The sequence below is a fragment of the Anaerococcus kampingae genome, assembly GCF_046365475.1.
GTDB lineage: Bacteria > Bacillota > Clostridia > Tissierellales > Peptoniphilaceae > Anaerococcus > Anaerococcus kampingae.
Map to the genome: position 1 here is coordinate 21,497 of NZ_JBGMEF010000017.1, position 23,034 is coordinate 44,530.

Below are 23,034 nucleotides of genomic sequence, written 5' to 3' on the forward strand. Positions count from 1 at the left end.
ATTTATTATAAAAAGACGAGGACATTTTCATTCCTCGTCTTTTTCCTATCTTAGACTTTTTAAAAATCCGTCAATATTATTAATGATTTAAAAGCTTAGCTAGCTTATTATTCTGGTTTTTTCTTGATTGCTCCAAGGATTAGGCCGCCAACTACAGCGCCTATTACTACTGCACCTACAAAGAGTAGGGCTTGGTTTAGGCTTGACATTGCTGGAAGGATGAAGATTCCTCCGTGTGGGGCTGGAGCGCTTACTCCGAAATATCCTACTATAGCACCAGCAAGGGCTGATCCTGCTATACATGATGGAAGGACTGTTTGTGGCTCAGCTGCTGCAAATGGGATTGCTCCTTCTGTGATGAAGGATGCACCTAGGATATAGTTAGTAATTGTTGTCTTCTTTTGTTCTTCGTTGAATTTATTCTTGAAGAAAGTTGTTGCTATTGCTATGGCAATTGGTGGTACCATGCCGCCTACCATTACTGCTGCCATGAAGGTTCCAATGCCTGTGTCTGTGAAGGCTCCGATTGCAAAGGCGTAGGCTGCCTTGTTGATTGGGCCACCCATGTCTGCTGCCATCATTGCTGCAAGGAGGGCACCAAGGATTACCATGTTTGCTCCGCCAAGTCCTGTTAGCCAGTTATTGATAGCTGTGTTTATTCCAGTAAAAATTGGATCTATTACAAAGAACATGATTGCCCCAACTATAAATAGGCCAAGAACTGGGTAGATAAGCATTGGTTTTAGACCTTCTACGGTCTTTGGTAGGTTTTTACAAGCTTTCTTAAGGAAGTTTACTACATAACCTGCTATAAAACCTCCGATTAGTCCGCCAATAAAGCCTGCTCCACGGCTTGCCATAAGTCCTGCAACCATACCTGGCATTAGACCTGGTCTGTCAGCTATTGAGTAGGCTATATAGCCTGCAAGGATTGGAATTAGGAAATTGAAAGCATCTCCACCAAGTCCATTTAGGAAGGTGAAGACCACTGATTCATTGCCTGCAAATCTTTCTATTAGGAAGGAGATAGCCATTAGGATTCCACCACCGATTACAAATGGTAGCATATGGCTAATACCATTCATGAGGTCTCCGTAGATTTTTTGTCCAAGAGATTGGCTCTCTTCGGCGTATTCTTGGCTGGCTCCGCCTTCTTCATGATAAATATTGGCCTTGCCTGCTAGGGCCTGGTCAATTAACTCATCTGCCTTTCTAATCCCATCTGATACTGGTCTTTGGATTAGCTTTTTGCCGTTAAATCTGGCTGTTTCTACCTTTTTATCTGCTGCAATTATTATAACATCAGCCGCATCTATTTCTGCTTGGGTGAGTCTATTTTTGATTCCATCAGATCCATTTGTTTCTACCTTGATATTTGCTCCCTTAGCCTTAGCTGCCTTTTCTAGGGCTTCTTGGGCCATGTAGGTGTGGGCAATACCATTTGGACAAGCTGTTACAGCTAGGATATGGCAAGCTTTTTTATCAGCTGGAGAAGCTTCAACGACTTCTTCTTTTTTAGCTTCTGAATATTTATCAATCACTCCATATACATCTTCAGGATTTTCTACCTTCTTAAGGTCAGCGATAAAACCATTTTTCATTATCATCTTTGATAATTCTGCAAGTGTTGCAACATGGAGGTTATTTTCCCCGTCTGGAGCTGCTATTGCAAAAAATATTTCTGTCGCCTCCCCATCAAGGGCATCGTAATCAAGTCCTCCGATTTTTCTAGCAAAGAGAACTGCAGGTTCTATTACTGTTGCGTTTTTGCTGTGAGGGATGGCTACTGATTCTCCAAGAGCTGTTGAGCCTTGGGCTTCTCTTTCTCTAAGGCCAGCTGCAAAGTCTTCTGCACTTTTTACATAGCCTTTTTCAAAAAACTTTGCTGCGATTTCATCGATAGCAGCTTCCTTACTGTCTGCTTTTAAGTCTAGGATCATCAGATCCTTTTTTAGTAAATCTCTAATTTCCAATTTCTTCTACCTCTATTTCCCTTAAAATATTGTTAATCATTGTCCTTTCAGCTATATCAGGACTAAATGCTGTTGCGCTTCCACAGGCTGCTGCAAGCTTATAGGCATCTGTCTTATCGTAAGCATTTACAAGTCCGTAGACGAAACCTCCCACCATACTATCTCCAGAACCTACTGAATTTACAAGCTTTCCTTTGATAGGTTTAGCTCTTAGGGCGATATTATCATCTACAAAGATAGACCCTTCCGCTCCTAGAGAAACTATTACATTTTGCGCCCCAAGCTGGTTGAGCTTTTTGGCGTATTTAACCATATTTTCATCGGTGATTTCTGTTTCAAAAATCTTACCAAGCTCTTCCTTGTTAGGCTTAATTAGAAGTGGCTTGTATTTTAGATAATCAAGCACCCTCTTATCAGCTATATCTATGGTAAATTTTGCCCCTGTAGCCTCTATGACCTTTTTATAAAAATCTTCATCAAGGCTATATGGAAGGGAGCCTGAGATAACTATTATGTCATCTCCACTAATTTCCTTAAGGCTTGTAAAAAATTCTTCCACTTCTTCCTTGGAAATGTTTGGGCCCTTGGCATTTATTTCTGTTTCGTGGTCATATTTTAATTTGACATTGATCCTTGAATTGTCTGCAATCCTTACAAATTTTTCCTTAAGACCCAAGTCTCTTACACCACTTGCTATATATTCTCCAATAAAACCACCCACAAAACCCAGATTTATAGGGTCTTCTCCGAGGTTTTTGAGGATTTTACTTGCCATAATCCCCTTGCCACCAGGATATTTTTCATCTTCATAAGCCCTGATTGTGGCCCCATCGCTAAACTTATCAAATCTCATGATATAGTCAATTGATGGATTTGTCGTAATTGTGTAAATCATCCTTCCTCCCTTATTAGTTCTACATCTTCCCTTTTTGCTATCCTTGCAAAGTACTTGATATTTTCCTTAGAAGAATCTGCCAAGACATAGGCCCTAGTCGCATTTTCTATTGCCTTTGCCTTAACTACAGCCTCATTAGTATCTGCTGTATAAAAGCCCTCCTCATCATAACCATTGGCCCCAATAAAGGCTAGGTCAAAATTGTAAGAGCTTATGGATTCTAAGGTCTTAATCCCTGTTATCACCATAGTTGATGGCTTTATCTCCCCTTCTAGAATGAGGGTTGGGATATTTTTAGAAATCAGCTTTTCTACATGCATAAGACCATTTGTTACTATCTTTATATCCATTGTCATATCCAGATAGTCAAGGATTTGATGGCAGGTAGAACCAGCATCTAAATAAATAAATTTGGCATCTCCTATAAGGCCTCCCGCCTTTTTGGCAATTGCTGCCTTCTCCTTGGTGTGGACCCTTTCATTGTCAAGATAATTTAGCTCGCTAGGATTGATATTAAGAACTGCACCTCCATGCACTCTTCTTATCTTGCCTTGCTTTTGTAAATAATCTAAGTCACGCCTAAGAGTAGACTCGCTTACCTTAAGCTTTTCAGTTAGGACCTTATTTGATACCTTCTCCTCTTTCTTGAGGGTTGAAATTATAAGATCTAATCTTTTTTCTAATATCATGTTAATATTATAACATCAAATTCATTCAAAGTCAATCAAAAACAATCATAACTTCTCAAAAATTGACTAATTTTAGAAAAGAATTATAATTATAAAAAGCTTACAAATATTGATTTGATATGATAAGGAGATATGATGAAAGAACTAGAAGAAAGAATTCTCAAAGACGGAATTGTTATTGGTCCAAACATACTAAAGGTAGATTCATTTTTAAACCAACAGATAGATGCCAAACTTATACATAAAATGGGAGAAGAGTTTGCTGCCTACTTTAAAGACAAAAACATCGATAAGGTCCTAACTGTTGAATCATCTGGTATTGCTCCAGCCCTTGCCACAGCCCTAGAACTAGAAGTAAACTGTGTTTTTGCAAGAAAAAAACAATCTCTCACAACAAGTGAAGATGTCTACCACTCAAGCGTATATTCATTTACCAAACAAGTCACAAATGAGCTAATAGTAGATAAAAACTTCTTAAAAGAAGGAGAAAACATCCTCATGATCGATGACTTCCTAGCTAATGGTCAAGCAGCCAAAGGCATGGTAGCTCTTTGCAGACAAGCAGGCGCCAACCCTGTAGGACTAGGTATAGTTGTAGAAAAGTCATTCTCAGATGGTAGGGCCCTTGTAGAAGAAATGGGAGTTGATATCTATTCCCTAGCAAGAATTGCGAAACTAGAAGAAGGCAAAATCACCTTTGTAGGAGAATAAAAATTAAAAGCTGGTAAGAAAAATAACCTTAACCAGCTTTTTTGTGTTTAAATATATAAATATGATATAACAAATTTGCCTAACACCCTATATTTTTTAGGTGGAGGGAGGTGAGTTATAATGCTAACTCTTATACTTTGGGAAAATTTCTATTTTCCATTGTTCGTGGGACTAATCCTGCTTTTTGTAAGCAAGTATTGGGATTCTATGAACAAATAATAACAAAAAATACCCCAGATTGCAGCTGGGGTATTTTTTAGTGAGTTATATCACTACTCTTATACTTTGCTTTGTAAGAGGTGGCTTCTCTTGGTATTATTATATAACAAATCCTCCATTTTTCAAGCTTACTTATTGTCTACTTTTATCAAGATATGATATAATAAACTTGCCTAACACCCTATATTTTTAGGTGGAGGGAGGTGAGTCTATAATGACAACCATCATTTGGGAAAATTTTTATTTTCCGTTGTTTGTAGGTCTAATCCTGCTTCTAGCAAGCAAGATTTTAGATTCTATGGACAATTAAATCAAAAAGACACTAGTTTAGGCCTAGTGTCTTTTTTCGTGAGTCTAATCACGACTACCATCATTTGCTTTGTAAGAGGTGGCTTCTCTTGGTATTATTATATAACAAATCCCCCATTTTTCAAGCTTACTTATTGTCTACTTTTATCAAGATATGATATAATAAACTTGCCTAACACCATATATTATTTAGGTGGAGGGAGGTGAGTTCATGTTAACTCAATTACTATGGGAAAATTTTTATTTTCCATTGTTTGTAGGCCTAATTCTGCTTTTAACAAGCAAGATATCAGATTCTATGGACAAATAATTAAAAAGACCCTAGTCACCAGCTAGGGTCTTTTTTGTGAATTTGTGTTACTCAATTACTCTGCTTTGTAAGAGGTGGCTTCTCTTGGTATTATTATATAACAAATCCCTTGTTTTTCAACATTAATTTTCTTATCTAATCTTTTCTATAATCCTTGATCTGGTTTCAAATTCATTACTTGTGCCTGAGATTGAATTATTTTTCCTAGCAAGGTTTGACATTTGGTCTAGGACTTCTTTGGCCTTGTCTAAATCGCCAGTCTTTTCTTCTAATTTATCTATGCCTTCTGCCTTATATCTTCTAAGGCCTGAGTCAAATTCGTCATATTTTGCCTTATAGGTGTCAGATCCTTCTTTTAATTTTAAGGCTCCTGCTCTTAGGTCCAGGATTCCTTTATTTAGGTCGTTTAGGCCTTGGGCCATTGGATTTAAGGCCTTGTCATTTATAGATGTTAGGTCTTTTAGGGCCTTAGATCTTTCATTAAATTCACTTAGACCACCTGCCAATTGTTCTGAGCCTGTCTTTAATTCTTCTGATTTTGAATCAAGAAGATTTAAGGCTTGGGCAAGTTTTTCTACACCTTCCTTATTCCTACTGGTACCTGCTGCTAATTTCTCGGAACCTGCCTTTAATTTAGAAAGTCCCTGGTCTAATTGGTCGAAGGCCTCAGCTAATTTCATCAAGTCGCTTTTTTCTAAGCCTTGGTCAAGCTTGGCAAGTCCTGCTCCTAGAGCATCTGATGCCTGGTTTAAGTCTTCCTTAGAAGAATTTACTTGACTTGCCATCTCTGCTAATCCTTGATTTAATTTGCCCAGACCTGATGTAAGGTCATTTGATGATTGACTTAATTGATTTAAACCAGCTGAGATACTGGCATTTGCCTTGGCACTTGCAGTAAGATTTGTAGCATCTTTATAAAGTCCACTTTGGATGGCTCTTAGGCTTTCTATCTCTCCTGTCAATGACCCGTCAAGGTTTTTCGATTCAAGGCTTGCTATTTGATTTTCAAGAGCAGACGCCTTTTCATTTATACTTGCTAGAGTTGCTTGACTAGATGGGGCATTTTGGCTTGCCTCATTTAGTTTTTCAAGACCTCCTGCAAGACTCACTTGAGACTTGCTTGCCTCTTCTAAGCCAGCACTTAACTTATTTAAGGAATCAGCCATAGGATCTATTTTTTGGCTAAAATCATCGATTCCTGCCTTTAGGGTCTTGATGCCCTTAGCAAATTCTGCCAAATCATTTCCATCAGATCCTTCAGATATTTTTTCTTTCATACTTACAAGGCCCTGGCTAAGATCCTTAATTCCAGCATCTAGGTCATTGGCCCCTTGATTTAGGCCATCAGCCCCTTCTAAGAGGGCGGTCATATTTGAATTTACCTCAGCAACTCCTCCTGTATATTGGCCAAGGCCTGCATTTAGCCTTGCCCCTCCATTATTTAGGGCGCTTATGGCTTCTTGCATTGGGCCAATCTTTTCTGGAAGACCTGCAAAGGCACCACTCATCTGATCAAAGCCATCCTTTAATCTTTGGGAACCATTTGCTAGCTTATCAGCTCCACCTGCAAGGTCTCCTAGACCTTGATTTAGGCTAGCTGATCCATCCTTAAGCTTAGCTGATGCATCGACTAGTTTGCCTGCATTTGCTGTTAATTCCCCTATCCCTTGATCAAGGTCATCAAGGGAATCCAAAGTCTTGCCATCTTGGAAAATTTCATTGGTAATTACAAGATAGGCCTCGCTTGGCTTGAAATTTTCAACTTCCATTTCAATTTCAATCTCATCTTTAAACTTATCGAGCTTGTCTCCATCAAGTATTCCATCGAAATTATCCCTCATTCCAGGTGTTAGGATGCCTGTAACTATCTGGTTTTTCCCATCTTTTATAATCTTTGCAGAATCAGCCTTAATATTTTTAACCTGGTCATCAGCAAAGGTCATCTCACTTGCAACTAGGTAAGGTGAATAGATAATTTTTCCTGACTTAAGGCTAGATTTTACTTTATTATGGGCACTTATGGTGATTTTTAGCTTACCTGATTTTCCATCTAGGTCCTTATAAGTTATATCCTTACCGTCAAGTTGGTATTTTATTTCCACATCCACTGGCAAGTCCTTGTCAGTCTTACCTTGGTAATAAAAGTCTTTGACATCACTATCTATGTCAATCTGGCCATCCTTGGCCTCGATTTTCTCATCGGTCTCTAGATTTTTGATATCCTTAAGGTCTGATTTATCCTTAAGCTTGGCCTTCTCATCCTTATTTATCCAAACAGAAACAGTCTTATCTTTAATCTCCCCTGCTTCCTTGCTTACATAAACTGTTTCATTTTTGCTAGCCTTAGGCTCAGCAGCGTAAGCTATATTACCTCCAAGGATTGCGCTTACGCTTAAAACTGCAAGGGCCTTTGTAAATTTTTTATTCATTTTCATTTCCTTTCTTTAATCCTTTAGTAGTTTTTTCTATAAATGGAAGGGTGATTCCAATTAATGCTGGTAGGAAGATAATAATTACAAGCATTGAAATTATCGCACCCCTTGCCAAGAAAATACAAATAGTCGAAACAATCTCCATTTTTGAATAGATACCAACGCCAATTGTCGCCGCAAAAAAGGCTAGGGCTGATGTAACAATTGATTTTGAAGTTTCCCTGACTGAAAGGTCGAGGGCCTTTTCGAGATTTCTGTGCTTTTTATATTCAAAGAGGAACCTATCCATCATCAGGATTGAATAGTCAATGGTTGAACCTAATTGAACTACCCCTATAATTATCGATGTAATAAATGGGATGGTGTGGCCAAAATAAAATGGGATTCCCATATTTATAAAAATAGCTAACTCAATTGCAGCAATCAAAACTATTGGAATTGCAAGTGACTTAAAGACTAGGGCAATGATTAAAAATACCACTGCGATTGATACGATATTTACCATTTTAAAGTCCCTGTCTGATAATATTGTCAAATCCTTTGTAAGAACTGCTTCACCAGTGAGCTTGCCCTCTGGGTCATGGGCCTTTACAATCTTATCTATAGCTGAAATTTGCTTATTTACCTCATCTGAGGCTGTCTGATATTTGGAATTTACCATTATCATCTGATAGCCAGCTTGCTCAAAATTCTTCTTAAGCTTATCTGGTAAATATTCGCTAGGTAGGGTTAGGCCTGTCATAGAATTTATACTAAGTACATTGTTAACCCCATCCACATTTTCAATTTCTTCAATCATGGAATTAACAGATGTCTTTGATAGGTCATCTTTTACTACTATAAAGTGGCTTGAAGCCATCTTGTAGTCCTTTTTCATCTTATTTAGCGCAACTATTGAATCCAAATCTTGAGGGAGAGACCTATCTAAGTTGTAGTAAAGGTCGGTATTCCTTGACCCGTAGATAGCTGGTAGGAACAAGAGCAAAAATACTATGAAGAGTTTCTTCCTATTTTTAATTGTAAAATTGGCTGTTCTTTCAAAACTAGGTAGGTAGACCTTGTGGTTAAACCTATTTACAAGTTTTTCTGCCATCAAAATCATTGGTGGTAAGACAACTACTGTTGAAATAAGGCCCAAAAGTACGCCCTTACTCATTACCAAGCCAATATCTTTACCAAGGCCTAATTGCATAAGTAAGAGGACCAAAAATCCTGCAAAGGTAGTAAGGGATGAGGCAAAGATAGACGCAAGGGTTGAATCAATGGCCTTGGCCATAGCCTCGTTTTTGCTTTCATTTTTCCTCTTCTTTTCTACATACCTGTGATAGAGGAAAATCGAATAGTCTGTAGTAACAGCCAGCTGCAAAACAGCTGCAATAGCCTTGGTAATATAGGAAATTTCCCCAAGGAATAAGTTGGTCCCAAAGTTATACAAAATCGCATAGCCAATATTTAGCATAAACAAAAATGGGATAATAGTTGATTCGTTGGCAAAGGATAAGACCACAAGGGCAAGTGCAACAGCAAGAGCCACATAGATTGGAGTTTCCTTATCAATCAAATCCTTAGTATCCTTAACCAAAGAAGAAATCCCGCTTAGGTATTTTTCCTTAGACTCAAGGCTCTTTATGGCATCAATAGCCTCCATAGTCCTTATAGATGAAGATGATTCAGAAAATTTAACCATAAGCAGGGTAGAATCCTCCGCATAAAAGGCATCCCTGATTTCATCTGGCAAAAATTCATTTGGAACCGTATCGCCAAGTATAGAAGACTTGGAAATTACATCCTCCACCCCATCAATCTTAAGGATTTCATTTTTAAGCACATCCGCATCATGGTCAGTCCCCTTAAGGATTAGCATGCCCGTAGCAGCATTTTTAAAATCCTTATCCAAGATTTCCTGGCCCTGGGTGGACTCTAGATCAGCTGGCAAATATGACAAGATATCATAATTGACACCAGTAGACTTATATCCTATCCAAGAAGGAATGAGCAATAAGGTCATAATAAGTAAAACTAATCTTGGATGATAGGAAATAAATTTAGATATTTTTTTCATTTCTAACTTCCTTTCTAAATTCGGACTAAATAATTCAGCCACAAGCTAAGACCTAAAGATTCTTTAAAATTGGCTTTTATGAAATATTCCTACTAGTAAAAGGCACTTAATAAGTTATGATTCATAATATATTATTTACACTTTATTAAGAAACTTAATATTGTAAATGTTTTTAAGCCATCTTTTAAGAAATAATAGGTCTTAACTTATATATCTTAAAATATATTTTTCATGTCCTGGCTATATAATACACCTACCAACATAATATTCAAGTTTTGAAATAATATGATTTATAATTAATAAAATAAAAATATTTATCTATTATTGAAAAAAAGTCCTAATTTAAGCCAAAAGTCCAAGAAGAAAAATATTTTTAAAAAATTAGATTTTATAAAAAAGAATATAAAGAAAACCCTAGCCAAGCTAGGGTTAATAGTGTAATAGTAGTTAATATTTAGTTAAATGTATTTGTGGGATTTGCCAGTCATAGCTTGGCTATGGCTATTTTCATAGACTAATGAGCCTATTAATCGTATAGGCCTGCATCCTCCATTACCTTTCTTAGGGTAGCTGCAGACTTGTCCATTCTTTCTTGCTCTGTATCTGTTAAAGGCACGTCGATTACCCATTTTGCACCATCCTTGCCGATTACTGTTGGCACTCCTATATAGATATCCTTTTGGCCATATTCACCATCAAGATAGGATGATGTTGAGTAAACTGCCTTTTCATCATTAATTATAGCTTGTGCTAGGCGGGCTAGGGCTGCTCCTATTCCGTAGAAGGTTGCCCCCTTCTTATTAATGATCTCATAGGCTGCATTTTTAACCTTATCGAAAGTAGCTAATAGCTCCATCTCATCGACTTGCGAATGCTTAGACACCCATTCGTATAGTGGAAGGCCACCTATATTTGTATGGCTCCAAACAGGGAATTCTGTATCTCCGTGCTCACCTAGGATATAGGTATCCACACTTCTTGGATCGATACCAACAAGCTTGGCTATTTCCTTCTTAAACCTAGATGTATCAAGGCTTGTACCAGATCCTATAACCTTGTTGCAGTCTGCACCTGAATATTTCCAGGTAGCGTAAGTTAGGATATCAACAGGGTTAGCAGCTACTAGGTAGATTCCTTCAAATCCTGAATCCTTAATCTTGCCAATCATATCCTTAAAAATCTTCAAATTCTTATCTACAAGGTCTAGACGAGTTTCGCCTGGTTTTTGTGGTGCACCTGCTGTAATTACAACAAGCTCAGCATCAGCACAATCGCTATAGTTAGCCTTATAAATCTTCTTAGGTCTTGCAAAACTTAAAACATCAGATAAGTCCATGGCATCTCCCTCAGCCTTATCCTCATTGATATCTATAATTCCAAGCTCTCTGCCGATACCCCAAAGGGTAGCAGCATAGGCAAAAGATGAACCAACAGCTCCATCACCAATTAATATAATCTTACTATCTTTAATCATTATTTTTCCTTTCAATCTATTCTACTCAACGTTTCTATAATAATTTTATCAAAAATATAAAAACTTACTATGACCTAGGTCACAAAAAGGAAAAAATTTTTAAAGAGAATCGAGAACTTCCCTCGCCATCTCAATTTCTATCCCGACCGCATAAGAATAATCAGAAAAAGCCCCTCCAAAATTATTATAGGAGGTCTCTGTTTGGTAATAATCTCTAGCTGACATATGGAAAGACTCAATCCCAGTTTTTTCGTAAATCTCCTTGATATTTGAAGAATTTATTCCAGAACCAGCCATAATTTCGATTTTGTCACCGTATTTTTCTTGCAAATCTCTTATTAAATCTAAGCCATCTATAGCCTTAGGCTTCTTGCCAGATGTAAGAATTCGCTCAACTCCCATCTTAATTAAGTCCTCAACCTGATCTTCCCCACCAATTGAATAATCAAAGGCCCTGTGAAAGGCCACAGACTTTGGATAGGCCAGATAAACAAGTTCTTTCATAGTTTCTATGTCAATTTTGCCATCAGCATCAAGGACACCAAAGACAAAGCCGTGGATCTTCATATCCTTAAAGGCCATAATCTCCTCCTTCATCTGGGCAAGCTCTAGCCCATCATAGGTAAAATGCCCAGGACGAGGTCTAATCATCACATATTTTTCAATATCATAAGGCTCACACATCCTCACAAGACCCACCGATGGAGTAAGACCATCAAGGTCAAGAGCTGAACAAATCTCAACCCTATCAGCCCCAGCCACTACAGCTGAAATCATCGAATCATAAGAATCAATACACACTTCTAATTTCATAAGCCCTCCTAAATATTATCCTGCCTCAAATTCTTATAAAGGCCTGGTATAAATAGTCCCAAGACCTCTTTTTGTATATCCTTATTGTCCAAAAGCAAGCTATAAAAATCCCTATTTTGGTCAAAGCCAGCAATCAAGGCATCTTCTACATCAGAATAGAAGGAAAATCTAAAGTCATCCTCGCTATTATTTCTCGCTGACTTTCTAAGGTCATCAGACCTCATCATCAGGTCCCTAATCTGCATGATAGCCCTTGATGCCTCATCCACATCCAGATTCAACCCAGTCCTAGCATTTATATCATCAATTATTTCAGAAAGCTTTTTCTTATTATCAGACCCTAGGCTTCCCCTACCCATATTCATGGTTTCATAGGTCACATATTACTGGAGGACATCGATGATAAAGCCCTCCTCGATGGCTTGCTTCATGGAATATAGGTGAAAGGCCAGCTCTCGGCCCTGCCTATCCTTGCTTCAAAACATCTTATATTTTTAAATTACCTTTAGAAAAATTTATGGTAGAAGCATGAAGAATCTTTCAAATCCCAAGCGCCTTGTTTTACATAAAAATTATAGGCTCGAGAATTTTTTAAAGTAGTGAAAAATGCACCGCTTATACCTCTTTCCTGCAATTCTTTTATACTTGTTTGATAAAGTTTTTTTGCCAGACCTGTCCCCCTATATTCTTCAGAAATGAAAAACTCATCAATATAAAAAGTTGATTCAGTCGCATATCTTCTTATATGACCAATTATTGCACCAATTATTTTATTTCCATCGACAATTAGATTGCCAAAAAATTTAGGAAAATCTGAAATATCGGTTAAAGATTCTAGGGCTGTTTCTGCTGTCCATTTATCATTCCAAGGTGGACCATTATAGACATCTACCATTAACTTTGCTAATTCTTCTAAATCTGATTTTGATATTTTTCTAATTTCCAAATTTTTCTCCTCGAGATTTCTTAATCAAATTTATTTTATAATCCCAGTAACACCACTAGCCAAGCTTGGACTATGGATACTGTTGGAATTAGTAATGGCATCAAGATAAAATGTTCCTTAATGGCCAAATGTTTCATCCAATTTCCAAATTTGTAGTCCTCATGCCCTTCTGTGCCTGGTATGACTATCCTATCCTTGTACTTTCCTTGGAATAAAAGTATATCCAACAAAAGGAAATCTCCAAAGTTTAATATTATCCACTGAATATAGCTCATCCAGAAAAGATCTCTAAGTCCTCTTGTTCCCGTATGTAAAAGAGAGGCCACTCCATATATCAAACATATTATTGAAATTACATATGTAAGTATGAAATTTATTCTTTTTTCTCCCTTTGTCATTTTTACTGGAGCCGAATTTTGAATTGCCTTTGGATAAGAATCGAAGAAAAATCTTGGGTTAATCAGTACAAAAGCTGCCACTGAACCGTTAAAGATAGCAGCCATTGCAATTCCATCTAATATTGCTCTTGTTATATCCATAATATTCTCCTTATTTATTTTCTAAAAAGTTTTTTAGTTTCTTAGCGTATTCTTGAGGGTGTTCGTGGAGAAATTGTCCGTGGCCCATTCCTTCAAATACTGCCTTTGCATTTTCTACCTTTGCATACTCAAGCATCTGATCCTTGTTCTTTAAAACATTTTTTGACCCCAAGAAGTCTTACTATTTCTGATGCAATTTTATAAGTCAAACTCATTTCACACCTTCATTAATAATCATTTATAAGTTTTTACCAATACTTATTTTTGTAACTTAACTTTATTCTCTATCGCCTGTAATAAAATAATCACAACAATCTGCTCCATTTGCTATGGTATCTTTTCTGTGAAGTATTCCATGCTCAAGACTTATCATAAGCTCATCAAGCTCACAAAATAGGGGCATTAATTCATCGACACCCAGCTTCTTTGTGTAAGCACAAATGGGACAGCGTGTAATTCTATAATAACAAGCACCCTCATAGGGTTCTCCCACAAAATCAACCTTAAAGGATGTAGGATAGAGCTTTTCTTTTTCTGCTGTATACCACTTGTAATACTTAAGAATATTTTTCTTATTGGCCTGTTTTCCTATCTTAGTGTTGAGGTTGACTAAGGAAAAATACCATTTAAAAGAATAAAGAGTTCTTCGCATCATCTCTTGAATGATTTCTGGTGAAATTTTTTTCTCACTTGCTATATATGGAGCAACAAAGACAAGGGCGAACATCTCATTGTATGCCATTGGATTGTCATCGCCGATATCATCTGCCTCTTCTATTAATTTTCGATAAATTTTTTTACTCTTCTTAATAATTTCTGAACTATATACTTTATCATACTTTTCTGTAAGAACTTTCTTCATTGGACCTTTAAATAATAAGAAATAAAAAGCTTTGTATTTCATCTTGCACACCCTATCAACTTTCTAAATTTGTCTAATAATTTATATACAATTTTATTTTCTCCCAATAAGAAGAGTTGAGCCGTAAAGTCCCAAGAATAAGGCTTCTTTGTGACCCATAAAAAGCCCCTTTGTTGTATCAATTAATTGCACATCTTCGTAGCCATCTTTTTTAAGCTTTTCGATAAATTTATTCATATCTCCGTATCTTGACTTGCTCATCAGATCATGGATGACAAAAACTCCACCTTTTTTTAGCACACGCAATGTCTCCAGTAAAAGTTTTTGTTTGTTTTTCCCACTTATATTGTGATAAACGTAGTTACTTGTTACTGCATCAAAACTTTCATCTTCAAAAGGAAGATCCACTGCATTTCCTTCTTCAAATCTCACATTTTCTACTCCCTCTAATTTTGCATTATTTTTACAGAGTTCTTTAGAAAATTCAGTTTTATATGAACCTTTCCATATGTCACAGCCCACCATGGTCGCCTTTGGATTTCTCTTTGCACAAGCTATAGTAAGAGCTCCACTACCACATCCTACGTCAAGTCCAAGTCCACCATCAGGAATTTTTACATAAGCTGCAGTCTTTTCTATAATTATTTTGGCAAGCTTTCTTTTTCCATTGTAATCAAAAGCCCTATATAGTAATCTCATCCAAATTGCAAAAAAAGTAAGTTTCAGCGTTGCATATCCAAGAATAATGGCAAAGATAAGACGAGTTCTTCCGCTAAGTACAAAATCACTGACACCCAGGGCTATAAACAGGATAAAAGCCACGAGGCTTGCAAGTATTAAATTCCTTAACAAGCTTTCAGGAACCCAGTTTTTGTAGTCAGCTTTTGTTTTCTTGTTATCAATAAAATTTAATTTTTTCATAAATTTTCTCCTGTAAATAATAAATTTAATCCCTGACTTATAAGCTTATAAATTCATATTAGTATAGTTTATCAATAAGGTTAGGTAGTAAACAAAATATATTAAGTTAAACCAACCACCGCGAATAATCATATTCAAACCCTTTGGAAATCTATCAACAAGGGGAGTGAGAATCAAAAGAAATATGGGTGTAAATAGGGCTTGCCATCATAATCATTAGGATCATAATATAAGGTCATATCTCCCAAAAACATCAAGAAGAAGCCCAAATGACCTATCAATATAGTCTTGTATAAAGTAACAGTTAAAGGCCTTCTTTTATCGCATGATATCAATTATCACTTTCATTATAGCATATAAGACTGGTTCCTTTCAAATATATAATCTACTGCCTTAAACTAAGAAAAAAATAAAGCTAGCCCGAAAATGTACTGACCCGAAAAGTTAGACCAAAAAACTAACCAAAGGAGGTAAATTTTTTAATGGCAAAATATAGCACAGAATTTAAAATAAAAGTAGCAAAGGAATATTTAGAAACAAATATCTCATATAAATCTTTATCTAAAAATATAAACTTTCTCATCAGGAAATAGTAAAAAGATGGGTAAATGCATACAAGTCACAAGGCTATGAAGAGCTAAAAGTAAAGAGAAAAAATACACAATACACTAAAGACATGACTTTTTCTTGTATTTTAGATTCTATTTTTAACATAAACCCTTGCCCATACTCCTTTCCTACAAATTGCATTTTTATTGCTACTCTTCCTTGTAGTCTTTAAAAATTTCATCCTTAGTCGGCTCAAGGACGAATTCAAATCTCCTAATTATTGTCATTTGGATGATGACATTCCCGTATTTGTCAGGTATATAGACGCCCCTTAATTTATTGGCTATGACCCATATAAAATTAGCTTCCTGGCTTATGTCTATCGACTAATCTGGGTCGATATTGCCAGTAGCTGTTAAGTTTTCAGTTATGATTTCTCCTCTGTTTACGATTTCTTAACTTTATTATATAATATTCTCCCTGCTTATATATATATCAAATTATCTTAAAATGTCCCGATTTAATTTAATAGGTATTGAAGTAACTTTAAGGATAGTCTTAGTCTATCTTGTATTATTAATACTTGTATATTCTCTTTTAAGTTTGCTTTAATATCCCCCATTAACTTTCTTTTAATATCCCCCTTTAAATTTATTTTAATATATAAGCAAATCCTGTGGCATAAAAATAGAGCTAAGCCAAGGCCTAACTCCGTTTTTGTTTTTAATTTTTTATATGTTTATAAAGAGCGCCTATGAGGTTGGCGTCGTTGAAAAATTTGCAATTTGTTAGCTTTGGTACCTTTAGGTCAAGTCCCATTGAGTCGTAGATTTTTTCTAGCTCTTCTTTTAGGATTGTATGGGTCAATTCTTGCCTGCTTATGCCTCCGCCTATGGCAAAGATTTCTGGGTTTAGGACTAGGTTTAGGTTATAGATCAAAAAGGCTATGATTGATAGGTAGGCCCTTATTTCTTCTAGGGCTACTTCATCGCCATTTTCTGCAAGGGAGTATACATATTCCCCATTTGCATTTTCTTTTGCTAAATTTAGCCTTTCTACCACTTTTCCCACCATTTGAGGCACACTTGCTATGGCACACATAGAATTTTCCATTTTTCTTTCTGCCATAATATTTGTAAGGATAAAGGATAATTCTCCTGCTATTAGGTCACTTCCCCTGTAGATCTTTCCATCTATCATGATTGCCCCGCCTATTCCTGTTCCTAAGACTAGGGTCACAGAGTTCTTATAGGCTTTGAGATTTCCTTGCCAATATTCAGCTAGGGCCGCGCACCTAGCATCATTTTCTACTGTCACAACTTTGCCAAATCTCTTGCTTAATTCATCAACTATTGGCCAATTTTTGATATAAGAAAGGCTGCCTCCATTTACCATAAAACCTTTTTCTGAATCTATAAAGCCTGGCATGGATAGGCCTATACCACTTATTTGGTCCTTGTATTTGTCTACAATATTTTCTAGGGATTCGACAAAGTCTTCTCTATTTGTCCTTACTGTGTCAAATTTTCCCCTTTCTTTAATTTCGGCTTTGTCATCCATCAGGGCATATTTGCTGTGGGTGCCGCCTACATCAAAAACTAAATACATTAGTCAAGGTCCTCGCCGTTTGATCCTATGACTTTTTTGTACCAATCAAATGATTTTTTCTTAGTTCTCTTGAGACTGCCCTTGCCGTAATCATCACGGTCTACATAGATAAAGCCGTATCTCTTACTCATTTCACCAGTGGATGCTGATACTAAATCTATTGGTCCTCAAGTTGTGTATCCTATGACATCTGCTCCATCAAGTTCTACCGCATCTTTCATGGCCTTGATATGGTCTCTTAAAAAGTCTATCCTATAATCATCATTCACATAGCCATTTTCATCAGCCCTATCGACAGCTCCTAGGCCGTTTTCTACTACAAATATTGGCTTTTGATACCTGTCATAGATTTCGTTTATGGTTGTCCTAAAACCTTGTGGATCTACTTGCCAACCCCATTCGGTTTTTTCTAGGTATGGATTATCTACTGTAATTTGTAGGTTGGATTCTGAAAGCTTGATATCTTTGTCAGCACTTACTGTTTTTGTGGTGTAATAGGATATTGATACAAAATCTACCGGATTTTCCCTTAGGATTTTCTTATCTTCTTCTGTTATTTCTGGCAAGATTCCTTTTCTTTCAAGCTCTCTTAGTTTATAAGTTGGATAATAGCCCCTTACTTGTACATCTGTGAAGAAATAATTATCTCTGGCTGTCTTTTGTGCATGGAATATGTCTTTTGGGTTGGATGTAGCAGGATAAATTGTTCCTGAATTTAGCATGCAACCTACTTTTATCTCTGGATCTATTTCGTGTGCAATTTTTGTAGCATAGGCGCTTGCCAAGAACTCGTTATGGATGGCTTGGTACATGGTCTTTTCAACGTCTTCACCCTCTTCAAAGCATAAGCCTGCTCCCATAAATGGTGCTGCAAGGATTACATTTATTTCGTTAAAGGTTAGGTAGTATTTGACCTTGCCCTTAAATCTTGTAAAGATTGTCCTTACGAGATTTTGATAAAAATCGACAACTTTTCTATTTCTCCAGCCCCCATATTCTTGGATTAGATGCATTGGAAAATCGAAATGGGTTATGGTAATTAGAGGTTCTATATTATATTTTAGGCATTCATCTATGAGGTCTTCATAAAACTTTAGACCTGCTTCATTTGGCTTTTCTTCATCGCCCTTTGGGAAAATTCTTGTCCATCCTATAGAAAACCTATAAACTCCAAAGCCCATTTCAGCAAAAAGGGCTATATCTTCCTTGTATCTGTGATACATGTCTATAGATTCCTTGGCTGGATAAAAGTGGTCATCATCAAATTCTAACATCTTTTTTCTGCCTGTAATTACAGCGACCCTGTCTTCTCCCACAGGGCAAAGATCAACATTGGCAAGACCCCTGCCATCTACATCATAGGCTCCTTCGCATTGGTTAGCAGCTGTTGCTCCTCCCCACAAAAAATCATCTCTAAATGTCATCTTACTCTCCTTATTTTTCATAAAAATTTTATGCAAAAACTATCTTCTTATAAAAGTACCCAATTATAGGGTCTAAAAATCATAAAAATAAAAGCTTAAGCAGGAGATTTTGCTTAAGCTTTTTATTTTTAAAGGTCTTGGGATTTTATTATATTAACCTGGCAAGATTTCATGGCATCTATGGCTGTTTGGTGGGCTGCTTCGCTTGTGGCCTTGCAGAGGTCTTCTATGACTGTGACTTCTGTATCAAGAAGGGCATTTTTGATCATAAGGGCGTTGGAAATCACGCAAATATCTGTACAAATTCCAACCATATAAATCTGGTCAATTTTTTCTTTTTTATTTAAGTTTTCTAGATATTCCACAAGCTCATAAGAGCCGAAGGATGGCTTATCTATGATTTTTTTGCCCCTGGTGTCAATTCTTACTTGCCAGCCGCAAGTCCCCCTTATACAGTGGCTTACTGGAAGGTGCTTGCCTTCAAGGCTAGCTAGGTAATCATCATCGTGGGTATCTCTGGTAAAGATAACTTCCCCATCAAAATTTTCTACTAGCCTATCAATAGGTTCAACTATTGCGTCATTGCCAGCATTGCCGAGTGCCTCATCTATAAAATCATTTTGTAAATCCACTACTATTAATACCTTCATTTTCACTCCTTTTCTATCTAGAATTCTCTTACTTAAATCAAATAAGGACATTCTTACAATTTAGTTTATCACTTACTTATATTATAGCACAAAAATAAGTTAATTAGCTAAAAATTCATTTATTCTTATATTTATATTATTTGTTAAAGGAAATTTATTATAAATATATGTTTACAAATTATCAGCAAGGGTATATATTTAATACACGATATTACGTAAATTTATGGAGGATAATATGAAATTAACCGAAACAGTTCAAACTGCAGATTGGAAAGCTGAAAAACACGTTCCTTTTCTAGAAGCTAAAAGAGAAGGCAACCTACTTCACATCAAGGCATTTGTAGGTGAAGAAATTGCCCATCCAAATACACTTGAACACCATATCGCTTGGATCAAAGTGTTCTTCAAGGCTGAAGGAGCTAAATTCCCAATTGAAGTTGGTTCTTATGAATTTAAGGCTCATGGCGAAGATGAAGTCTTCTCAATTCCAGAAGTAGAAGTAAGCATCCAAACAGAAAAAGCTGGCGAAGTTTATGCCCTAAGCTACTGCAATATCCACGGCCTATGGGAAAACTCTATAGAAGCTTAATTATATAACATTGAAAGCGAGGATTTAATTCCTCGCTTTTTTGGTGCTTATTTTATTCTAAGAAGATTTTTTACTTCTTTCTCATCTACATCAGCAAGGCTTGATACTGGCCAGACTGCTTCATTGTCCTTATCTATTAGTTTGGCCCTGATGCCTTCTTTGATAGCGCCTGTCTTTAGGCCGTATCTGATTATATCTAGGTCTAGGTCGATTGTCTCCTTGCGGGTTAATTTTTTGCCTAGGAAATATTTTTCAAATTGGACCTTAACCATGAAGGGGTCTCTTGATTCTAGGACTTCTAGGCTTTCTCTTGCAAAATCATCATCAGCTTCTTTAAGGCTAGCTACGATTTCTTCTACAGAATCTTTAGCGAAGTGGGTCTTTATCTTGGCCTCATTTTCTATATTTGGGCTGGTGCCTTCTTTTATGGCAAAGCCTGAAATTTCATTCTTTATGTCCCTTATTAAATCTTCGCTTGTTTCTGATAATCTTACTATTATTTCTAAAATCTCTTGATAATCTTTATGATTTATTAGGATGTGGGCAAGGTCGTTTTTTACCAAATCTATTGGATATAGCCTTGATCCTATTAGGCCGACATATTGGCCAAGGGCCCTGTCAAGCCTTGATATATAGTAGCCTACAGATACATCTGGCACAAAGCCTAAGCTTGTTTCTGGCATGGCCCAGTTTGTTGTTTCATCTGCTATGATTAGGTCAGAATGGATGGTAAGGCCAATTCCCCCGCCCATGGTTATGCCAAACCAGTGGCTTATGATTGGCTTTGGATAATCCATGATGTATTTATTAAGGTCAAATTCCTTTTTGAAAAATTCTTCCTTCTTAGGTGCTTCATCATTTGTAAGATAATTATAGTAAATTTCTTTTAGGTCTCCACCTGCTGATAGACCCTTTTCTGCATGAGAATCAAAAAGGATTGCCCTTATTTCTTTATCTTCTTCAAATTTTTTAAGGGCTTCATATATTTCATCGACCATTTGACCATTTATGGCATTGAGGGTCTCTGGACTATCTAGATATATCAGTCCAACTTTATTTCTAACTTCTGTATTTATCATAATTCCTCCAACTTTATTCTTAATCCTATCTTATATATACCTATTAGCTCGCAGGGTTAAACAATTTTTTGCAATCTTTGCATGTTGGACTTAAATGATTTGTCATAAAAAAAGAAGCCCCGAGGGACTTCTCTTGATATTTTCTTAGTTTTTGGCATTTGCTGCTGCGTTTTCGCCTGCTATCTTACCAAATACTGTGATGTCTGTCATTGCTACAGATCCTAGTCTGTTTTCGCCGTGGATACCGCCTGTTACTTCGCCTGCTGCGTATAGGCCTTCTATCCATTGTCCGTCTTTGTTTAGGACTTTTGCTTCTGTGTTGATTTTTAGACCACCCATTGTGTGGTGAACTGCTGGAGCTGCCTTCATCATGTAGAATGGCGCATCCTTTACTTGCCAGCCTAGCATTCTTAGGTTGAAATCTGGGTCTTCTTCCTTGGCTGAGTTTTCGTTGAAGGTTTTTACTGTTTCTAGTAAGGCATCCTTGTCTATGCCAAAGTGGTCAGCTAATTCTTCTAGAGTGTCTGCTTTTACCATTAGGCCTCTGTCAAAGAGTGATTTTGCTTCTTCTGGGTTTGATGCCATGGTGCCTGTCTTTTCGTTTGATGTTTCATCCCAAAGAACATAGCCTACATAGTCTGTTTGAGCCTTGATTGCCATTGAGATTTCTCTTCTGGTACCTAGCTCTTCTACAAATCTCTTACCTTCTTTATTTACTAATAAAGCTCCACCAACTAGTCTTGTATCGCCGCAGTATAGAAGTTTTCCTGTTTCTACGTCACATACTGGGTAAAGTTGGATCTTATCCATATCTACTGTGTCTGCACCTAGTTTTTCAGCCATAGTGATACCATCACCTGTTGCTCCTGGTGAGTTTGTTGATAGGACGTGTTCGTCAACTTCCTTGTCATTTTCGTAGCACATTTCAGCATTTGCACCAAAACCACCACTTGCAAGGACTACTGACTTAGCATTTACTACAAGTTCGCCATCTTTTGTTTCAGCCTTTACACCACAAACCTTTCCGTCTTTAGCTAAGATTTCTTTTACGTCTGCTTCTGTAATTACATCTATGCCAAGCTCTTGGCATTTCTTTGTGTAATTTTTGATTAGCTCGTTACCTGTGTGGGCTGCTGGTATTAGAGATCTTTTTACTGAGTGACCACCAAAGAACATTAGTGAATCTAACCACTTAACTCCTATGTCATCTCTTAACCAGTAAGCATCTTCTGTAGCCTTATCTGCTAGGACCTTGATTAATTCTGGGTTACCACCAGCTTTTTCTACGTCTTCTGCAAATTTTTCCTTACTATCTTCGATGCCTTCTTTTTCTTGAAGTTCATTGGCTGGGGCTGCGTATTCACCACCAGAAATTAGGGTATTACCACCAACTGCTGATAGTTTTTCAAGTAGGACTACATTTGCTCCTGCTTCCTTGGCAGATACTGCTGCTGCAAAACCTGCACCACCACCACCGACTACTACTACGTCTACATCTTTTTCTGTAGTTTCGCCCTTGGCCTTTTCAACTTGGCCTTCGTAGTTTTTAACATCCCTACCGCTTGCTTCTATAGCAGCCTTAACAGCTTCTATAAGAGCAGTAGATGTAACTGTAGCACCTGAAACTGTATCTACATTGATAGAGTTATTAGCTATAATTTCTTCAACAAGCTTGTCAGCTGCCTTATCTCCAAGACCTTCTGTCTCTTCGTGAGTAAGGTCGATTTTTGCAATCTTATCTCCATCGAATGTAACAACAGCCTTTAGGTCTCCATTCATACCTGCTGCAGTTCCTTCTCCAGTTTCCTTACCTGCACTCTCTTCTACCTTAGTATCTTGATTATCTCCTGCCTTCTTATCAGCTGTGTTAGATCCACAAGCAGAAAAAAGCATAGATAGTGATAACAATAATGCTAACGTTTTACTTTTATTCATATTGTCTCCTTTATATGTATTATGCTAATATTATAGTAAAGATTT

General features: G+C 36.9%; 19 protein-coding genes and 2 pseudogenes. 2 read left to right on the forward strand and 19 right to left on the reverse strand.

Annotated features, from left to right (window positions below):
* Positions 1-107: 107 nt before the first annotated feature.
* The 3 genes from ACCQ42_RS03545 to ACCQ42_RS03555 are packed head-to-tail and all read right to left on the reverse strand — an operon-like array spanning position 108 to position 3,557.
* Entirely contained in the window at positions 108-1,973 is a 1,866-nt protein-coding gene (locus tag ACCQ42_RS03545; RefSeq protein ID WP_410035404.1) for a PTS fructose transporter subunit IIABC, read from the reverse strand.
* Positions 1,963-2,868, reverse strand: coding sequence for a 1-phosphofructokinase (gene pfkB / locus ACCQ42_RS03550; RefSeq protein ID WP_410035405.1), 906 nt, complete (start codon positions 2,866-2,868; stop codon positions 1,963-1,965). The genes ACCQ42_RS03545 and pfkB overlap by 11 nt, the downstream gene beginning before the upstream one ends.
* Positions 2,865-3,557, reverse strand: a complete 693-nt coding sequence (locus tag ACCQ42_RS03555) for a DeoR/GlpR family DNA-binding transcription regulator (protein WP_265237302.1) — start codon at positions 3,555-3,557, stop codon at positions 2,865-2,867. The genes pfkB and ACCQ42_RS03555 overlap by 4 nt, the downstream gene beginning before the upstream one ends.
* 135 nt (positions 3,558-3,692) lie before the next feature.
* Between ACCQ42_RS03555 and ACCQ42_RS03560 the strand changes: the two genes are divergently transcribed.
* Positions 3,693-4,268, forward strand: a complete 576-nt coding sequence (locus ACCQ42_RS03560) for a xanthine phosphoribosyltransferase (protein WP_265237300.1) — start codon at positions 3,693-3,695, stop codon at positions 4,266-4,268.
* Between the two features lie 969 nt (positions 4,269-5,237).
* Here the strand turns inward: ACCQ42_RS03560 and ACCQ42_RS03565 are convergent.
* The 14 genes and pseudogenes from ACCQ42_RS03565 to ACCQ42_RS03630 form a co-directional block, all read right to left on the reverse strand.
* Entirely contained in the window at positions 5,238-7,535 is a 2,298-nt protein-coding gene (locus tag ACCQ42_RS03565) for a hypothetical protein (protein ID WP_410035406.1), read from the reverse strand.
* Positions 7,528-9,600 carry an efflux RND transporter permease subunit gene (locus ACCQ42_RS03570; RefSeq protein WP_410035407.1) on the reverse strand — a complete coding sequence of 691 codons (2,073 nt, stop codon included), beginning with the start codon at positions 9,598-9,600 and terminating at the stop codon, positions 7,528-7,530. The genes ACCQ42_RS03565 and ACCQ42_RS03570 overlap by 8 nt, the downstream gene beginning before the upstream one ends.
* A gap of 526 nt (positions 9,601-10,126) precedes the next feature.
* A complete protein-coding gene (locus ACCQ42_RS03575; protein ID WP_410035438.1) occupies positions 10,127-11,071 on the reverse strand; it encodes an L-lactate dehydrogenase in 945 nt (314 codons plus the stop codon).
* Positions 11,072-11,173: 102 nt separating this feature from the next.
* On the reverse strand, positions 11,174-11,887 hold the full coding sequence (locus tag ACCQ42_RS03580) for a copper homeostasis protein CutC (protein ID WP_410035409.1): 714 nt from the start codon (positions 11,885-11,887) through the stop codon (positions 11,174-11,176).
* 8 nt (positions 11,888-11,895) lie between these two features.
* Positions 11,896-12,252 carry a hypothetical protein gene (locus ACCQ42_RS03585; RefSeq protein WP_265237291.1) on the reverse strand — a complete coding sequence of 119 codons (357 nt, stop codon included), beginning with the start codon at positions 12,250-12,252 and terminating at the stop codon, positions 11,896-11,898.
* Between the two features lie 140 nt (positions 12,253-12,392).
* Positions 12,393-12,833: a GNAT family N-acetyltransferase gene (locus ACCQ42_RS03590; RefSeq protein ID WP_265215233.1), complete on the reverse strand. Its 441-nt coding sequence runs from the start codon at positions 12,831-12,833 to the stop codon at positions 12,393-12,395.
* A 35-nt stretch (positions 12,834-12,868) separates the two neighbouring features.
* On the reverse strand, positions 12,869-13,372 hold the full coding sequence (locus ACCQ42_RS03595; protein WP_410035410.1) for a hypothetical protein: 504 nt from the start codon (positions 13,370-13,372) through the stop codon (positions 12,869-12,871).
* Between the two features lie 10 nt (positions 13,373-13,382).
* Positions 13,383-13,478 (reverse strand): annotated as a pseudogene (locus tag ACCQ42_RS03600) (alpha/beta fold hydrolase); the annotation flags it as partial.
* A 171-nt stretch (positions 13,479-13,649) separates the two neighbouring features.
* Positions 13,650-14,276 (reverse strand): L-2-amino-thiazoline-4-carboxylic acid hydrolase, encoded by a 627-nt coding sequence (locus ACCQ42_RS03605; RefSeq protein WP_311531113.1) that lies wholly within the window; start codon positions 14,274-14,276, stop codon positions 13,650-13,652.
* Positions 14,277-14,327: 51 nt separating this feature from the next.
* Positions 14,328-15,155 (reverse strand): class I SAM-dependent methyltransferase, encoded by an 828-nt coding sequence (locus tag ACCQ42_RS03610; RefSeq protein WP_410035412.1) that lies wholly within the window; start codon positions 15,153-15,155, stop codon positions 14,328-14,330.
* 758 nt (positions 15,156-15,913) lie between these two features.
* Positions 15,914-16,087 carry a type I restriction-modification system subunit M N-terminal domain-containing protein gene (locus ACCQ42_RS03615; RefSeq protein ID WP_311531154.1) on the reverse strand — a complete coding sequence of 58 codons (174 nt, stop codon included), beginning with the start codon at positions 16,085-16,087 and terminating at the stop codon, positions 15,914-15,916.
* 340 nt (positions 16,088-16,427) lie between these two features.
* A complete protein-coding gene (locus ACCQ42_RS03620; RefSeq protein WP_410035413.1) occupies positions 16,428-17,312 on the reverse strand; it encodes an ROK family protein in 885 nt (294 codons plus the stop codon).
* Positions 17,312-18,757: pseudogene (locus tag ACCQ42_RS03625) on the reverse strand (6-phospho-beta-glucosidase). Before ACCQ42_RS03625 ends, ACCQ42_RS03620 begins: the two are co-directional and overlap by 1 nt.
* 107 nt (positions 18,758-18,864) lie before the next feature.
* The gene (locus ACCQ42_RS03630; protein ID WP_410035414.1) at positions 18,865-19,386 is read right to left on the reverse strand and encodes a cysteine hydrolase family protein; all 522 of its coding nucleotides are present in this window, start codon (positions 19,384-19,386) and stop codon (positions 18,865-18,867) included.
* 235 nt (positions 19,387-19,621) lie between these two features.
* Here ACCQ42_RS03630 and ACCQ42_RS03635 point away from each other — a divergent pair, with 235 nt between their 5' ends.
* Entirely contained in the window at positions 19,622-19,975 is a 354-nt protein-coding gene (locus ACCQ42_RS03635; protein WP_265215250.1) for a desulfoferrodoxin family protein, read from the forward strand.
* Positions 19,976-20,022: 47 nt separating this feature from the next.
* Here ACCQ42_RS03635 and ACCQ42_RS03640 read toward each other — a convergent pair whose 3' ends face one another.
* Positions 20,023-21,054, reverse strand: coding sequence for an enoyl-CoA hydratase/isomerase family protein (locus ACCQ42_RS03640; RefSeq protein ID WP_311531119.1), 1,032 nt, complete (start codon positions 21,052-21,054; stop codon positions 20,023-20,025).
* Positions 21,055-21,198: 144 nt separating this feature from the next.
* Positions 21,199-22,989, reverse strand: a complete 1,791-nt coding sequence (locus ACCQ42_RS03645; protein WP_410035415.1) for a flavocytochrome c — start codon at positions 22,987-22,989, stop codon at positions 21,199-21,201.
* Positions 22,990-23,034: the final 45 nt, after the last annotated feature.

Bases quoted from the DNA above. Each gene is read 5' to 3' on its own strand.
- pfkB (WP_410035405.1), bottom strand. From the start codon at position 2,868: ATGATTTACACAATTACGACAAATCCATCAATTGACTATATCATGAGA.
- ACCQ42_RS03585 (WP_265237291.1), bottom strand. From the start codon at position 12,252: ATGAATATGGGTAGGGGAAGCCTAGGGTCTGATAATAAGAAAAAGCTT.
- ACCQ42_RS03640 (WP_311531119.1), bottom strand. From the start codon at position 21,054: ATGATAAATACAGAAGTTAGAAATAAAGTTGGACTGATATATCTAGAT.
- ACCQ42_RS03630 (WP_410035414.1), bottom strand. From the start codon at position 19,386: ATGAAGGTATTAATAGTAGTGGATTTACAAAATGATTTTATAGATGAG.
- ACCQ42_RS03610 (WP_410035412.1), bottom strand. From the start codon at position 15,155: ATGAAAAAATTAAATTTTATTGATAACAAGAAAACAAAAGCTGACTAC.
- ACCQ42_RS03635 (WP_265215250.1), top strand. From the start codon at position 19,622: ATGAAATTAACCGAAACAGTTCAAACTGCAGATTGGAAAGCTGAAAAA.
- ACCQ42_RS03555 (WP_265237302.1), bottom strand. From the start codon at position 3,557: ATGATATTAGAAAAAAGATTAGATCTTATAATTTCAACCCTCAAGAAA.
- ACCQ42_RS03565 (WP_410035406.1), bottom strand. From the start codon at position 7,535: ATGAATAAAAAATTTACAAAGGCCCTTGCAGTTTTAAGCGTAAGCGCA.
- ACCQ42_RS03595 (WP_410035410.1), bottom strand. From the start codon at position 13,372: ATGGATATAACAAGAGCAATATTAGATGGAATTGCAATGGCTGCTATC.
- ACCQ42_RS03645 (WP_410035415.1), bottom strand. From the start codon at position 22,989: ATGAATAAAAGTAAAACGTTAGCATTATTGTTATCACTATCTATGCTT.
- ACCQ42_RS03580 (WP_410035409.1), bottom strand. From the start codon at position 11,887: ATGAAATTAGAAGTGTGTATTGATTCTTATGATTCGATGATTTCAGCT.
- ACCQ42_RS03560 (WP_265237300.1), top strand. From the start codon at position 3,693: ATGAAAGAACTAGAAGAAAGAATTCTCAAAGACGGAATTGTTATTGGT.
- ACCQ42_RS03570 (WP_410035407.1), bottom strand. From the start codon at position 9,600: ATGAAAAAAATATCTAAATTTATTTCCTATCATCCAAGATTAGTTTTA.
- ACCQ42_RS03605 (WP_311531113.1), bottom strand. From the start codon at position 14,276: ATGAAATACAAAGCTTTTTATTTCTTATTATTTAAAGGTCCAATGAAG.
- ACCQ42_RS03620 (WP_410035413.1), bottom strand. From the start codon at position 17,312: ATGTATTTAGTTTTTGATGTAGGCGGCACCCACAGCAAATATGCCCTG.